This is a genomic window from Psychrobacter sp. ANT_WB68 (assembly GCF_008369115.1).
GTDB lineage: Bacteria > Pseudomonadota > Gammaproteobacteria > Pseudomonadales > Moraxellaceae > Psychrobacter.
In genome coordinates, this window is the sequence record NZ_VOAZ01000003.1 from 582,495 (window position 1) to 596,269 (window position 13,775).

Consider the following 13,775-nt stretch of genomic DNA (forward strand, 5'->3'; position numbering starts at 1 on the left):
GGCTTTAGCATTAAGGCATTGTTTTTATTATTTGACAGTAATTTGCATCGTCATTTTTAGCAAGCGTTTATAATAATGCTTTAAGATGGCATCCATAATCGGTCAACCACTCATGACTGTTAGGTGTTTATGATGACCAATAAAAAGTTGCGTCATTATATCATTTTGTTTTCAGCTGCGCTTAATGCATAAAATTTTATTGCTGATGGCTCGTTTGTTTATATTCATTGATAAATCAACTGCTAAGAACGGCTGGTTTAGCAGGCACTGCTCAGCCATCACTTTTACATGATGACTGTTAATCAATAAAGCTAACTAGAACCGTTTAGCTAATGAATGGCTAACGGCCTCTAATAGAATCCTGTTAAGATAATCTCAAATTTTATTTGATGGCTTTATTTATCAATGGATAATTAATAGCTCTATTAATGAGTGTATTCATTCTCTCATTAATACTGGTGCATCAATAAAAGCATCGCAAAAATCTATTCTGCAAATATCAGTGGAGAGTAATCCCAGCATGGCTTACAAAAAACGTTTTGATACCAGTAGTGCTTATGGTCAGCTGATTATATTGGTGTTTTTGCCGATTTGTTTATTGGCAGCGGTGGGCGGCATTTTGGTATTTTACGAAACCATGCGCGCCAGTAATTCTGAACAAGAAGTATTAGCAGAAGCAGTGCTTATTCGTTATACGCCTGCAATTGTGGATCTGATTCCTGAGCTGTTAGAGCAAGAGCTAGAGCAGGAAAAAACGGCCAACAGTAAAAGTAAGACAGACAATACATCGCAAGTGGCGATAGCGACGCTAGAAGGTATTCAAGATAGGCTTGGGCGCATGCAGTCTGAGCAGCATGTCCAGCGTATTGCGATTATTAATCAAAACAATGAAGTGCTGGCCAGTGTCGGCTACGGTATCGATGAGGCATGGCCGCTGATAGAGTCATCAGAGCGTTTTTTATCGCAAAAACCAACGCCTATTGGCACGGCTTACGGCAGTAACTTGGGCGATTTTGACGGGCAGCAATTGTGGCTCATGGTTGATATGGATAACGAGCCGCTTTATATCGCCCGTTATCGTATTGCGATGGCACTGGCGATTACTGGTTTATTCACTATTTTAATCTTATTGTTAAGTTTAAACATCTATTCAAAACGTTGGATTGCGCCGATCTACGAGTTGCGCCTGCAATTACAACGTACCCATGCTGAAAATCTATATCAGCCCATTCCCGTTGAATCAAATGGTGAGCTGAATTTATTACAGCAAGATTTAGTCAAAACCTTACGCCGTCTACATGCCAGCTTCCAAGATTTGAAAGATCATGCTGAGCAAACTGAGGATGATTTGCGTTTGGCATTCGATGAGATGGAGATGCAAAACATCTCTATTCGTAATGCGCGTGATGCTGCCATCTCAACCAGCCAAGCAAAATCTGCATTTTTGGCCAATATTAGCCATGAGCTACGTACACCATTAAATAGTATTGATGGTTTTATTAATCTGCTGGCACGGCATGGCGAGCTCAACCCTGAACAAGATTTGTACGTGCAAACGATTCGTAAGTCGTCGGCGCATTTATTGGCATTGGTCAATGATGTGTTGGATTTTTCTAAGATTGAAGCGGGTAAACTGGTACTTGACCGGCACGAATTTGACCTTTATGACACCATTTATGATGTGGTTGATATGCTATCGCCGGTCTCTGCAGAGAAAGGTTTGCGCATGGCGGTGCTGTTTTATAATGATGTACCGATGCGCATCAACGGTGATGCCCTGCGCCTCAAACAAGTACTGACCAATATCGTCGGTAATGCGATCAAATTCACTGATAGCGGCGATGTGGTCGTGCGCGTCAGCTTAGACGATCATCGCGACAATTATTTGATGATTAGCGTGCAAGATAGCGGTAAAGGTATCTCGCTGTCTGACCAAAAAATGCTCTTTCAAAGCTTTAGCCAAGGCGATCCATCAATTACGCGTCAATATGGTGGTACCGGCTTGGGTCTGGTTATCTCCAAACAATTAACGCGTCTGATGGGCGGTGATATCGGTTTTTACGATAATATACAAGAGAATATCTCTAACCAAGGGGCGACGTTTTGGTTCCGAATGCCAGCACATGTCGATGTCTTGGAGGCGGCGACCGGACAAACCATTGAGTTGCCGGTGTTAGCACCGCTTGCCAGTGACACTGACGAGTTTAATGTGTTGGTTTGGATCAATCATATGGCTTCGATACAAGTGCTTAAAGCCAGCTTGCAACATCTACCGATTACGCTCACCCAAGCCAACTCTTTGCCTGGTGTACTTGAGTCGCTCAAAGAGCGCGGCAATTATTGGGATTGGGTTATCGTTGATGATGATACCCAAGACGATATGATGGCGCTGCTCAAACAGATTCGTCTGCATTATCAGGGTAAGTTGGCGGTATTTGGCTATCAAGTAGCCGCTGACCAAGCGCTGCTCAATCGATATCATGCCAATATTTTGTATGAACCCTTAGATAAAAGGCAGCTCTATGCCATGCTTGATACGCAAAAGCGCAGCGTTCCTAGTGGTGTTCAAGAGCCGCGTTGGAAGGGTGTCACCGTTCTAGCAGTTGACGATCATCTGCCAAACTTACTGGTGCTTGATGCGCTGCTAAGCGAGCTTGGTATTCATGTCATTACTGCAAGTAGTGGTTTTGATGCGATAGAAATCATCAGTAAGCAGCAAGCTAAATATATTAAAACTGCTAAGACTGAAAAACAAAGTCTGTCGAAGAAAACCCAAATATCTAAAGCCGAAACCCGTGACGATGTCAGTAAGTCGACGGTTGGATCGTTACCTCTTGACGATACTACGGCAGAAGATAAAGGCGGTACGACGCACAAAAATAGCATTGATCTGATCTTTATGGATATTCAAATGCCACGCATGTCTGGGCATGAGGCGGCGCGTCAAATTCGTAATATCGAAACACCTGATCATCATATTCCTATTATTGCCTTAACGGCTCATGGCTTAGCGGATGAACGAGAGAAGCTGATTGCTAGCGGCATTAATGATTATGTCGGTAAGCCGATTAGCCAACCACAGTTGCTACAAGTGCTACAAAAATGGCTTGGCCGTACCACTTCAGTGCCGTCATTAACCGCCCTCACGAACGATGATTTACATGCTGTGAATTCGCCCAGTTCTGATTTCCAAAGCCCCAATTTCAACCATCCATTGACGCAAAATTCTTCAACAGCGTATTCAGACCTAACAGCCAAGACTTATCCTATGGTGAGAGGCGATGACAGTAACCGCCATGCTCACTCTAATGCGAATGCCGCCTATTCTAATATGGATGCTGAAGTGATGGGTCCGGCAAAGATTACCCGACCTTTATCGCTAAAGAAAATCCGCGATGACTATTTACGTGACAGTCAGCCGCGTGAAGACTACAGGCGTGAGACTCCGCGTGAGACTCCGCGCGAGACCCAGCCCCGCTATGAAAATCTGCGTTATCAAGGGCAGGGCAAAGCATCATTGGTTTATCCACCCTATCAAAGGACACATAGTGGCAAAGATGAGAAAACTGTAAATACAGCACAAGGGCAAAACAATGCGGACTTGGGCATAAATTCTCTTGATACTTCGGAGATTTTAAATTGGCAAGATGCGTTGACGCGCTCAGCCAATAAGCCTGATTTGGCTGCCAAACTGATCATTATGATGCTCGATACCATCAATGATGAAAAGCAGGCATTGACGCAGGCGTGGGAGAGTCGCAACCGTAGTGCGCTTGCTCAAATCGCCCATCGTATATTAGGTGGCAGTCGCTATACGGGCGTGCCGCAATTACGTCAGGCCAGCCAAGACCTAGAGGATAAATGCTTATTGAATATTCAACATACCACGCCCGCTCAATTTGCGATGCTTGAACCTTATTATGACGCGCTGTTGACCGCGTTAAATAACTTACAAACATTGGATTTATCTGCTTATCCGCAGCTCAATTATCATCGTCTAAGTGAAAATGATATGACGTGGAAAATGATTTAGGACAGTTGGTTTTATAGTTAATTTACTTTAAAACGGATACAGCGCTTAGACAGAAATTAGAGGGTGCCAACGGTAAACGATACCCTGGCAGTCAGTTATAGATAAGGAAGGGTTCGTGCAAGGCTGTTAATATTAATTTGAGCACCAACTATTATATTTATTTTATTATTAAGGATGATTATGCACGCTATTGCCACTTACCAGTATGAGACATTACAAGTCAGCGCGACCGATAATATAGTAACCGTGACCATCAATCGACCTGAAAAAAAGAATGCCATGAGCTTTAAAGTGGTCGAAGAGTTGATTGCGGTCGCCGGTCGCATCAGTAAAGATAAAACGATACGCGCGGTGATTCTTAATGGTGCTGAAGGAACGTTTTGTGCCGGTATCGATTTAGGCGATTTAAACCATCCTAAAAATCAAGCGTTTGCCTTATGGGAACTGATCAAACCTTGGCAAAGTTTATTTCAACGCGTCTGTTTGGTTTGGCGTGATGTCCCCGTGCCAGTGATTGCCGTACTAGAAGGCTACTGCATTGGTGCAGGCTTACAACTGGCGCTGGCCTGTGATGTGCGTATCAGCCATCCTGATTGTAAACTGTCGATTATGGAGGCTAAGTGGGGGCTGGTACCTGACATGGGCTTGACCCAATCAGGGTTTGGCGTGGTACGTGCTGATATCTTAAAAGAGCTGGCAATGACGGCTCGTACCGTGAATGCAGAAGAAGGTAAAGCGCTCGGACTGGTCAGCCATTGTAGTGACACGCCACTTGAGCAAGCACAAAAGCTTGCCGCTGAGTTTGCTGAGCGTTCACCCGATGCCGTGCTGGCAAGTAAACGAGTTATTAATGCCATGTTCCAGCAGCCAGCCACGACGCTATATAAAGAAAAATTCTGGCAATTAAAAATGATGTTCGGTCGTAACCGTAAGCTGGCGCTTAGAAAAGCCAAGCAAGCCAGTACTGCCTTTGGCAAACGTCAATTCCGTTAGAAGCCGTTAGGCCTATCTTGATAGATTATTTTAGTGGTGCAGGTTTGTTTTATTCACATCAAGCGTCTATTGAATTACAAGCAGATAGTGCAATATAGCATTATCTGTTTTTCTAGACTGCTTGCGTCGCAGCCTGTAAGTATGATGATTGATTGTAGAAGTTATTTTAAAAAAAAGCTTGGTTTAAAATAAAAGCTTATTAAAATTACAAAACAAACCAGACATCAATAATAAAATAATAATCCCTCTATCCTATGGTCTAACTATGTCTGCTCCAAAGTCCTCTCTGCCTAATAAACCGAATGCTGCTGACCGAGTGCGCTCTGCTGATTTGCCTGTTGCATGGATTATGATGCTTGGGCTTATCGTGGCGGTCGGGCCATTATCAATTGATATGTATTTGCCCGCATTACCGTCGATGGCAGATGATTTTGGTGTGTCAACTGCATTTATGGCCAACTCTGTTCCCGCTTATTTTGTCGGTTTGGTATTTGGTCAGCTGTTTTATGGTCCGTTTAGTGATCGCGTCGGTCGCGTCAAACCTTTATATATCGGCATGACTTTATACGTAATTGCCTCCATTGTTTGTGCGACTACCGATAACGAATACGTATTGTTTGTCGGTCGAACCTTGCAAGCGCTTGGTGCTTGTGTCGGTGCGGTCGTTACCCGTGCCGCCATTCGCGACCGTCTGACTGCCAAACAAACTGCCAAAGCCTTTTCTATCATGATATTGGTGATGGGTTTAGCGCCGATATTAGCGCCGTCACTCGGTGCTGTATTTTTACAATTCTTTAGCTGGCACTCTATTTTCTGGTTTTTGGCGGCCTTTGGGACACTAAACTTGTTGCTGACCAAGTTTTTCTTTTTTGAAACGCTCACCGAAGAAAACCGTAACGTCCGTCCTGCCAAAGAAGTATTGAGCCAGTATTGGGATTTATTAAAGGACCCTACCTTTAATTATCCGGCGATTGGCGGCGGGTTATTGATGGGAGCGATGTTTGTCTACATTAGCTCTGCTTCTGAATTAATCATGGATACCTATGGCGTTTCCGCCACGCATTTCGGTTGGTTGTTTGGGATGAATGCGGCAGGGTTTGTGGCTTTAACACAGCTTAATCAGTGGCTGACCAATCGTTTTCGTATTTTGAGCCTTTTACGTTTTGGGGCGATGATGCAGGTCATCTCTGCGGGGGCGCTGTTTGGGATAGGGATTGTTTTTGGTACTGATGCGTGGTTGCCATTGGTACTAGTCTGTATTTTCTTTTGTATTGCTGGTTTAGGGCTGACACAGCCGAATGCTTCGGCGATTGCGCTCGCTTTTCAAAAACGCCGTGCTGGTATGGCCAGTGCCTTACAAGGTTCATTGATGTTTTCGGTCGGTATTTTCGGCGGGTTATTGTTAAACCTATTCCCCGTCAATCCGGTATTGAAAATCGGTATTGCGATGTTTGCGCTAATGAGTCTTGGTACTTATTTAATTTGGCAAATAGACGGCAACTTAGACCTGGATAATGCGGATTGATTGATTCTTAGGTTTTATTTACTGACATTTATTATAAAAAAAAGCATTCAGCACGTATCAAGCGTCTGAATGCTTTTTTTATGTCTGTTGTTTTTGTGATTTTTCCTATCGTATACATTAAAACCATCACTTTCAGTAAAGGTCTATTTATTAAATATCGAGGCAATAGACTCATTAATACATAACATTTTTATATACAGTTATCGTTATATATAAAAATATGTACGCTATGACTAAACAAAATTATTGCAATGAAGAGATTGCTCAATTATCATCTAGCGTAATTTTATGTAATTAATTATTGCAAATATATTACAAAATATTATGGAATTATTTTTTTTCGATTTGTGGTACAACATCAAGGCTTAAGGATAGGATATGAAGCAGTTATATAGAGTATTGCCAATTGTACTGAGCGTGGGTTTATTTGGTTGTAGTAACTCTGCCACTCAAGAAATTGCCAATGCTAACAGTGCTACCGATAATGAAGACAATTTCGTCAGTCAGCTACCTAATACAGCACCAGTGATAAAAGTTGCTACAACGGGCACGATGCCTCCGTTTTCGTTCCAAGATGACTACGGTAATATGCAGGGTATTGATATTGATTCAATCCGTGCTATTGGTGAAGAGCAAGGGTTTAAGGTCGAGTTCTATAAAGAAACTTGGCAAAATATGTTTGATAGTGTTGAATCTGGCAATCGTGATTTAGCTATTTCTGGTATTTCTTATAAAACTGATCGTGATGAAAGGTATGGTCTTTCAAAACCTTATTTCTTTAATCCTTCGGCAATTATGTATGCTAAAAACAATCTAACTATCAATGGCTTAAGTGATTTAAAAGGTTTGCATGTTGCTGGTATGGAAGGAACTAAACAAGTTGATCAAGTAAGAGAAATGGGCGGATATAGTGAATTGTCTACAACAACCACTACCTTTTTACTATTTGAAGACTTGATGCAAGATAAGGTAGATGCGATTGTTCAAGATTTACCTTTATTACAATATACGGCAGCTAACCATTCAGATCATAAAGTTGTCATCGTACCTTATGAGGATGAAAACAACCCTTCAGCCCAGCAAGTGATATTGATGGCAAAGGGTAACGCTAAGCTTATTAACAGCGTCAATGAAGGGGTTACTAAGCTCAAAGAGAAAGGTAAATTCAAAGAGATTGAACAAAAATGGTTGGGTGTGACAGCTCCTGCTACTAATAGCAATACTACCACTCAGCAAGCGAACTAAGGAGCTAAGAAAAGATGGCAACCACTCATAATATTGACAATAAACGCTATCACAGTTTAATTATTTCAATTGCACTGTTTTTATCTTTGATTGGCGCTTTGCTGGCGTTTACCTTTTATACGTCAAGCTTACTTGAAAGAAATACCGTTTTAATTGACCAAACTAACCAAGTCGCCAACAGCGCACAAGCGGTAATTAAAGATCTGTTTGACTTAGATAGTAGTTATGGCGAAGACACCAGTTCACCACATATCCAACGAGTTTTAGAGCGTTTGGAACAAAATGCAACCCTCATTACCAGCTCTATTAATGCGATTGAAAAAGGTGGCAAAATCACTGACATTGATGGTAAAAATTATAATTTACCAAAGATCAATAGTCAGTCTCAAACGCAAATTACTGCAGCTAATGAGCAATGGCAGCTTTTAGAACCTAAAATTCAAACCTATCTAAAAGACGCTGATAATATCATGGTCGATTCATCTGATGAATTGACTCAAGCGGTAGAACAAGCCAAGACCTCAAGTTTGCTGATTAACGATTCATTAGATCGGCTCACCGATGAAGTGTTTATCAACGCTGAACGCCAAGCGAACACCATTCGTCTGATTCAGATATTGGGTGTTGCGGCTATTTTTGCTTACTTCCTAATCTTTGTATTCTTCTTTGTGCGCCGTTTGCGCGATACCGATGCTGAAGCATTGGCTGCTCGCCGCGAAACACAAGAGATTATGGAAACCGTCAATACCGGTCTATTCCTGTTAGATAAAGATTTGAATATTGGCCAGCAGCATTCTCGTGCACTAAATGGCATTATTGGTGAAGATAGATTGGCAGGAGAAAACTTTGCCGATGTACTGCGCGGTCGTATCTCAGACAAAGATTTGAAAACCACGCGTCAGTTTATCGAGCAACTGTACAACCCACGTGTCAAAGAGAAATTGGTTGATTCTTTAAACCCATTGCATAAAGTCATGCTCCACAATACGTCTGGAGAAGAGAGCACAACGAGTCGCTTCCTGGACTTTAAGTTTTCACGCGTTTATGAAGATAAAGACATTGCCCGTATTTTGGTCAACGTTAATGACGTCTCAGATGCTGTTTATTTAGAGCAGCGCTTAGAAAAAGAGCGTTCGCAAAATGACATGCAAATTGAGATGTTAACCACCATCTTAAACGTGAATCCAAAAATTATTAATGAGTTTATTCACAACACCAAAGCTCATATCGATAAGATGAACAATATTTTGAAAAATCCTGGTAGTTCGCAATTTGAGCTTGAAGGTAAACTCAATGCGATTTATCGTGAAATGCACAGCTTAAAGGGTGAAGCCTCGGCACTAAAACTGCATAGCTTTACTAAAATTGCGTCAGACGCTGAAGATAAACTGGATGCATTACAAAATCAGGGTAAGCTATCGGGCAACAACTTCTTACCGCTTGCTGTACATTTGGATGACTTACTCAGCCTCTCGAACACTATTGAGACGCTAGGTGAACGTATCAACCAAGCAGCACCAAAAAATGGCAGTAGCGCCAAACCGATGGCAAAAGCGCCTATGGCTGTGAGTTCATCAAATGCCACCCGTACGCAATTTGCAAGTCAATCCGTGAACAATATGCCTGTTACCGACGGTAATGACATTGATTTAAGTGATGAGTCAGATAATGAACATTTGGCTTATTATCAAGATTTTGCCCAAGACATCGCGGTCAGACAAGGTAAGCAAGTACAGCTTAATGGTCACAATTTGGCGCATGTAAATATACCTGCCCACCTTAAACAACCGATTAAAGAGATTAGTATTCAGTTATTACGTAATGCGGTGGTACATGGTATCGAGTCACCTGAAGCGCGCCAATCAGCAGGTAAATCTGCGATTGGTAGTATTGATTTAGAAATGCAGCGTGACGATCAGAACTTAATCATTGCACTGCAAGATGATGGTCAAGGTATCGACTACGAAGGCATTCGTCATAAGCTGGTTGAAGCTGGAAGTTTTGAGCAAGAGGCTGCCAGTCAGCTCACTCATGGTGAGCTACTCAAAACCCTATTCGCTTCTGGATTCTCGACCAAAGAGCATGCTGATGAAGATGGCGGGCGTGGTGTAGGCTTAGATGTCATCAAGGCGTTAGTCAAAGAATATAACGGTAAGCTCAATGTCAACAGTGAGCTTGGTCAGATGACACGTTTTGTCATTACGCTACCTGCTGCTTAATTAAGGAAGATAGATAAGCTATGTATAAATTAATGATTGTTGATGATTCTAATATTATTCGCAACCGTATTCAGCGCGCTTATGATTCAGGTCAGTTTATGTTGGTTGCTACAGCAACCAGCGGCGTTCAAGCAATTGAGAAATTCAATATTCATCGTCCTGATGTGGTCACTATGGATTTAACCATGCCACAAATGGACGGGCTTGAGTGCATTGAAAAAATCATTGCGATTGACCCTAACGTTCGTATTTTAGTGGTATCAGCCTTGTCTGATAAATCCACTGGCATTGAAGCGTTATCATTGGGTGCTAGCGGATTTTTATGCAAGCCTTTTTCAGAAGAAGAGCTGGTAGAGTCCTTGTATGAGCTGGTGCAAGACTAATACTGTCCAATAATTTCAGTAAATACTTTATTAAAGAACACACCTTATGAAAGAGCAAAAGTTACAGATTTTTGTAAGTATCATTACTAACTATTTTAACCAGTTTGGTAATGATGAGTTGGTAGTAGATACGCCTTATTTGCTAGAAAACCAACAGCCAAAAGTACATGATTATACAGGTGTCATTGGTATCTCAGGGGTACAAAAAGGCGTGGTGTATTTTTCTGCGACCACCGCGTTATTGGATAGTATCCTAGACAGTATGGGTGAAACGGATAAAAGCGAAGATAATTTGGTTGATCTAGCAGGTGAGGTTGCTAACACCATATCCGGTAATGCCCGCAACGAGTTTGGCGCTGAGTTTCATATCTCTGTGCCGCTTGTATTCAAAGGTTCACCGCAAAGTATTATCCTGCCTAAAAACGGGCGTTCTTTTATCATTCCAGTCAGCTGGCGCGGTCAAATTGGGGAGATTGTGGTTTGTTTGCAAGATTGAATCCAATCCCTCATGATGATCAATATGGACGATAAACGATTATGGTTAATGTAGACAAGTTAGGCGTTTTTTTAAGCTCTATCAGTGCATTTTTCGCGCAGATTGATGGTGAGCCAGTGGTGATAGACACGCCGTATTTGAATAGCAATAAAAATGCTGTCGGTTATGATTATAGCGGCATGATTAAAATATCAGGACCACTTGAAGGCTGCGTTTATGTCAGCGCCCCGAGCACTCTTTTGCGTGAAGCTATCAAAGTAATGGGCGAGCCTGACTCATCTATTACGATGATGAAAGACTTGCTGGGTGAGATGGCCAATACCATTTCTGGCAATGCTCGTACGGAGTTTGGTGCAGATTTTATTATCTCACCACCCAAAATTATCGAAGGCGTACCCAGCATTCCTTATTTACCAAAAGACCGCCAAAGCTACGTCACACCCTTTACGTGGCGCGGATACAAGGCAGTCATCGGTATTTCTATCGCTTAGTTTAACGCTCAGCATTGATAGTGAAAGATGCTATAAGTAAAATCGACAAGTAAAGACGACGTTTATACGTCGTTTTTTTTATGCATTATCATCCACTTAAAGCTCATAATAGCGCTAGCAGTCGCTAAGCGTTATATGATAAAATACAGCCCAGCTATTTTTTTATCATATATTATTCTGTACGTTCAAATCATAGCTCGATTTTTTAAACCAATCCATCAACCAATGACACACACATCATGGCAAAAAATTGCTGGGTGTTTGGCGACTTGATTAATTTGCCCAAAGTTACGATAAGGTTAATGCGCTATTGATGAGCATTAATAATGGCAGATGCGTGTCGCTAGATAGGCAGTTTTTGTGATGTGGAGGCATAACCCAACCAACAGGACATTTAACATGGCTACAAAGAATCCAACCAAAATCGAAATGCGCGACCTACTACAAGCCGGCGCTCACTTTGGTCACCAAACACGTTTTTGGAATCCAAAAATGGGTCCATATATTTTTGGTGCCCGTAACAAGATTCACATCATTAACCTTGAGCACACTGTAAAAGCGTTTAACGAAGCATTGACTTACGTAAACGGCTTGGCAGCTAAGAAAAACAAAGTATTATTTGTTGGTACTAAACGCGCAGCTAGCGGCGTTATCGCTGAGCAAGCAGCACGTGCTGGCATGCCATACGTTGACCATCGCTGGTTAGGTGGTATGTTGACTAACTGGAAAACTCTACGCCAGTCAATCAATCGTCTAAAAGAGCTAGAAAAACAAGCTGAAGACGGTACTTTCGCTAAGCTTACTAAGCGTGAAGCGTTAGAGCGTACTCGCGATATGGAAAAACTTGAGCGTTCATTGGGCGGTATCAAAGACATGGGCGGTCTACCTGACGCAATCTTCGTTGTAGACGTGGATCATGAAGCAATCGCTATCAAAGAAGCTAAAAACCTAGGTATCCCAGTTATCGGTATCGTTGATACTAACTCTAACCCAGATAACGTTGATTACATCATCCCAGCAAACGATGATGCTATCCGTGCCGTGACTTTGTATGTAACTTCTATTGCTGATGCAATCATCGCTGGTAAAGAATACGCACAAACTCAAGCTGGTGGTAAAGCTGAGCAAGAAGCGCCTGTTGCTACTGAAGAAGCACCAGTTGAAGCTACAACTGAAGAAGCTGCTACTCCAGCAGAATAAATTGCTGACCGCTAAGGTTTAATTTTATAAGGATGTCTTGATAGTTTATCGATCAGCAGCCATATAAAGTGACAAGCAGCATAGAGATAAACAATAGGCATGATGTAGTGTTACTCGTCATGCCTTATTATTAAAGCGGTTTTATTAAAGTGGCGTTGTTAAGCCGCTATACAGAATTTAAGTGCGTTTAGATATCGTGCACTCCCATATATAATAATGCTCACACACATAATAAAAGGTAACTCTTATGTCAGAAGTAAAAGTATCTGCCAAAATGGTAAAAGAATTGCGTGACCGTACTGGTCTTGGCATGATGGAATGTAAAAAAGCGTTAGAAGAATCAAACGGCGATGTTGAAACTGCCATTGATAACCTACGCAAATCTGGTCAAGCGAAAGCAGCCAAAAAAGCGGGTAACATCGCAGCTGACGGCGCTATCATCATCGCTCAAGGCGACAGCAAAGCATTTTTGTTAGAAGTTAACTGCCAAACTGACTTCGTTGCAAAAGATGAAAACTTCACGGCATTTGCAGAAAAAGTAGCAAATATCGCGCTAGAAAACAACGAGACTGACGTTGCAGCTATCTCTGCATTACCTTATGGCGGTGGTCAAACGGTTGAAGAAGCACGTGTATCTCTCGTACAGAAAATCGGTGAGAATATCCAAATTCGCCGTGTTGAAGTACTTGAAGGCGCTAACATTGCTGCATACCGTCATGGTCTACGTATTGGTGTTGTCGTGTCTTATGAAGGCGGCAGTGCAGACACGGGTAAAAACCTTGCTATGCACATTGCAGCATTCAACCCTGTAGCGGTAGATGATGAAGACGTAGCGGCTGACGTACTAGCACGCGAAAAAGACATCATTGAAGCAAAAGCTCGTGAGTCTGGCAAGCCTGACAACATCGTTGAAAAAATGATCGAAGGTGGCTTACGTAAATATCTAGACGAAGTCACTTTACTACGTCAGCCTTATGTTATGGATAATGAGAAAAAAGTTGGTGACGTATTAAAAGCTGAAGGCGTAAAAGTACTTGGTTTCAAACGTCTAGAAGTCGGCGAAGGCATCGAGAAGAAGCAAGAAGACTTTGCTGCTGAAGTTGCTGCTGCTCAAGCGGCTAGTAAATAAGCTTATCAGCTGTATAAAACAAGTAGTATGAATAAAAAAAGCCCGTTATTGATTTAACGGG

10 protein-coding genes are annotated in these 13,775 nt (G+C 42.1%); all 10 read left to right on the forward strand.

Going from position 1 to position 13,775, the window contains the following annotated elements:
• Positions 1-520 precede the first annotated feature (520 nt).
• The 10 genes from FQ084_RS10925 (at position 521) to tsf (ending at position 13,714) form a co-directional block, all read left to right on the forward strand.
• Positions 521-4,033, forward strand: a complete 3,513-nt coding sequence (locus FQ084_RS10925) for an ATP-binding protein (protein ID WP_149490649.1) — start codon at positions 521-523, stop codon at positions 4,031-4,033.
• 180 nt (positions 4,034-4,213) lie between these two features.
• Positions 4,214-5,026 (forward strand): crotonase/enoyl-CoA hydratase family protein, encoded by an 813-nt coding sequence (locus tag FQ084_RS10930; RefSeq protein WP_149490650.1) that lies wholly within the window; start codon positions 4,214-4,216, stop codon positions 5,024-5,026.
• Positions 5,027-5,291: 265 nt separating this feature from the next.
• Positions 5,292-6,551, forward strand: a complete 1,260-nt coding sequence (locus FQ084_RS10935) for a multidrug effflux MFS transporter (protein ID WP_149490651.1) — start codon at positions 5,292-5,294, stop codon at positions 6,549-6,551.
• A gap of 378 nt (positions 6,552-6,929) precedes the next feature.
• Positions 6,930-7,796 (forward strand): substrate-binding periplasmic protein, encoded by an 867-nt coding sequence (locus FQ084_RS10940; RefSeq protein ID WP_149490652.1) that lies wholly within the window; start codon positions 6,930-6,932, stop codon positions 7,794-7,796.
• A gap of 14 nt (positions 7,797-7,810) precedes the next feature.
• Positions 7,811-10,015 carry an ATP-binding protein gene (locus FQ084_RS10945; RefSeq protein WP_149490653.1) on the forward strand — a complete coding sequence of 735 codons (2,205 nt, stop codon included), beginning with the start codon at positions 7,811-7,813 and terminating at the stop codon, positions 10,013-10,015.
• A gap of 20 nt (positions 10,016-10,035) precedes the next feature.
• Positions 10,036-10,398: a response regulator gene (locus tag FQ084_RS10950; protein WP_079690884.1), complete on the forward strand. Its 363-nt coding sequence runs from the start codon at positions 10,036-10,038 to the stop codon at positions 10,396-10,398.
• A 46-nt stretch (positions 10,399-10,444) separates the two neighbouring features.
• The gene (locus tag FQ084_RS10955) at positions 10,445-10,894 is read left to right on the forward strand and encodes a chemotaxis protein CheX (RefSeq protein ID WP_149490654.1); all 450 of its coding nucleotides are present in this window, start codon (positions 10,445-10,447) and stop codon (positions 10,892-10,894) included.
• Between the two features lie 41 nt (positions 10,895-10,935).
• Positions 10,936-11,385 carry a chemotaxis protein CheX gene (locus FQ084_RS10960; RefSeq protein WP_149490655.1) on the forward strand — a complete coding sequence of 150 codons (450 nt, stop codon included), beginning with the start codon at positions 10,936-10,938 and terminating at the stop codon, positions 11,383-11,385.
• A gap of 399 nt (positions 11,386-11,784) precedes the next feature.
• Positions 11,785-12,585, forward strand: coding sequence for a 30S ribosomal protein S2 (gene rpsB, locus FQ084_RS10965; protein ID WP_149490656.1), 801 nt, complete (start codon positions 11,785-11,787; stop codon positions 12,583-12,585).
• 247 nt (positions 12,586-12,832) lie between these two features.
• Positions 12,833-13,714, forward strand: coding sequence for a translation elongation factor Ts (tsf, locus tag FQ084_RS10970; RefSeq protein ID WP_149490657.1), 882 nt, complete (start codon positions 12,833-12,835; stop codon positions 13,712-13,714).
• The last annotated feature ends 61 nt before the right edge of the window (positions 13,715-13,775 follow it).

What these genes read in the sequence shown, in the direction of transcription:
- tsf (WP_149490657.1), top strand. Translation starts at nt 12,833, where the DNA reads ATGTCAGAAGTAAAAGTATCTGCCAAAATGGTAAAAGAATTGCGTGAC.
- FQ084_RS10950 (WP_079690884.1), top strand. Translation starts at nt 10,036, where the DNA reads ATGTATAAATTAATGATTGTTGATGATTCTAATATTATTCGCAACCGT.
- FQ084_RS10940 (WP_149490652.1), top strand. Translation starts at nt 6,930, where the DNA reads ATGAAGCAGTTATATAGAGTATTGCCAATTGTACTGAGCGTGGGTTTA.
- FQ084_RS10955 (WP_149490654.1), top strand. Translation starts at nt 10,445, where the DNA reads ATGAAAGAGCAAAAGTTACAGATTTTTGTAAGTATCATTACTAACTAT.
- FQ084_RS10945 (WP_149490653.1), top strand. Translation starts at nt 7,811, where the DNA reads ATGGCAACCACTCATAATATTGACAATAAACGCTATCACAGTTTAATT.
- FQ084_RS10960 (WP_149490655.1), top strand. Translation starts at nt 10,936, where the DNA reads ATGGTTAATGTAGACAAGTTAGGCGTTTTTTTAAGCTCTATCAGTGCA.
- FQ084_RS10935 (WP_149490651.1), top strand. Translation starts at nt 5,292, where the DNA reads ATGTCTGCTCCAAAGTCCTCTCTGCCTAATAAACCGAATGCTGCTGAC.
- FQ084_RS10930 (WP_149490650.1), top strand. Translation starts at nt 4,214, where the DNA reads ATGCACGCTATTGCCACTTACCAGTATGAGACATTACAAGTCAGCGCG.
- FQ084_RS10925 (WP_149490649.1), top strand. Translation starts at nt 521, where the DNA reads ATGGCTTACAAAAAACGTTTTGATACCAGTAGTGCTTATGGTCAGCTG.
- rpsB (WP_149490656.1), top strand. Translation starts at nt 11,785, where the DNA reads ATGGCTACAAAGAATCCAACCAAAATCGAAATGCGCGACCTACTACAA.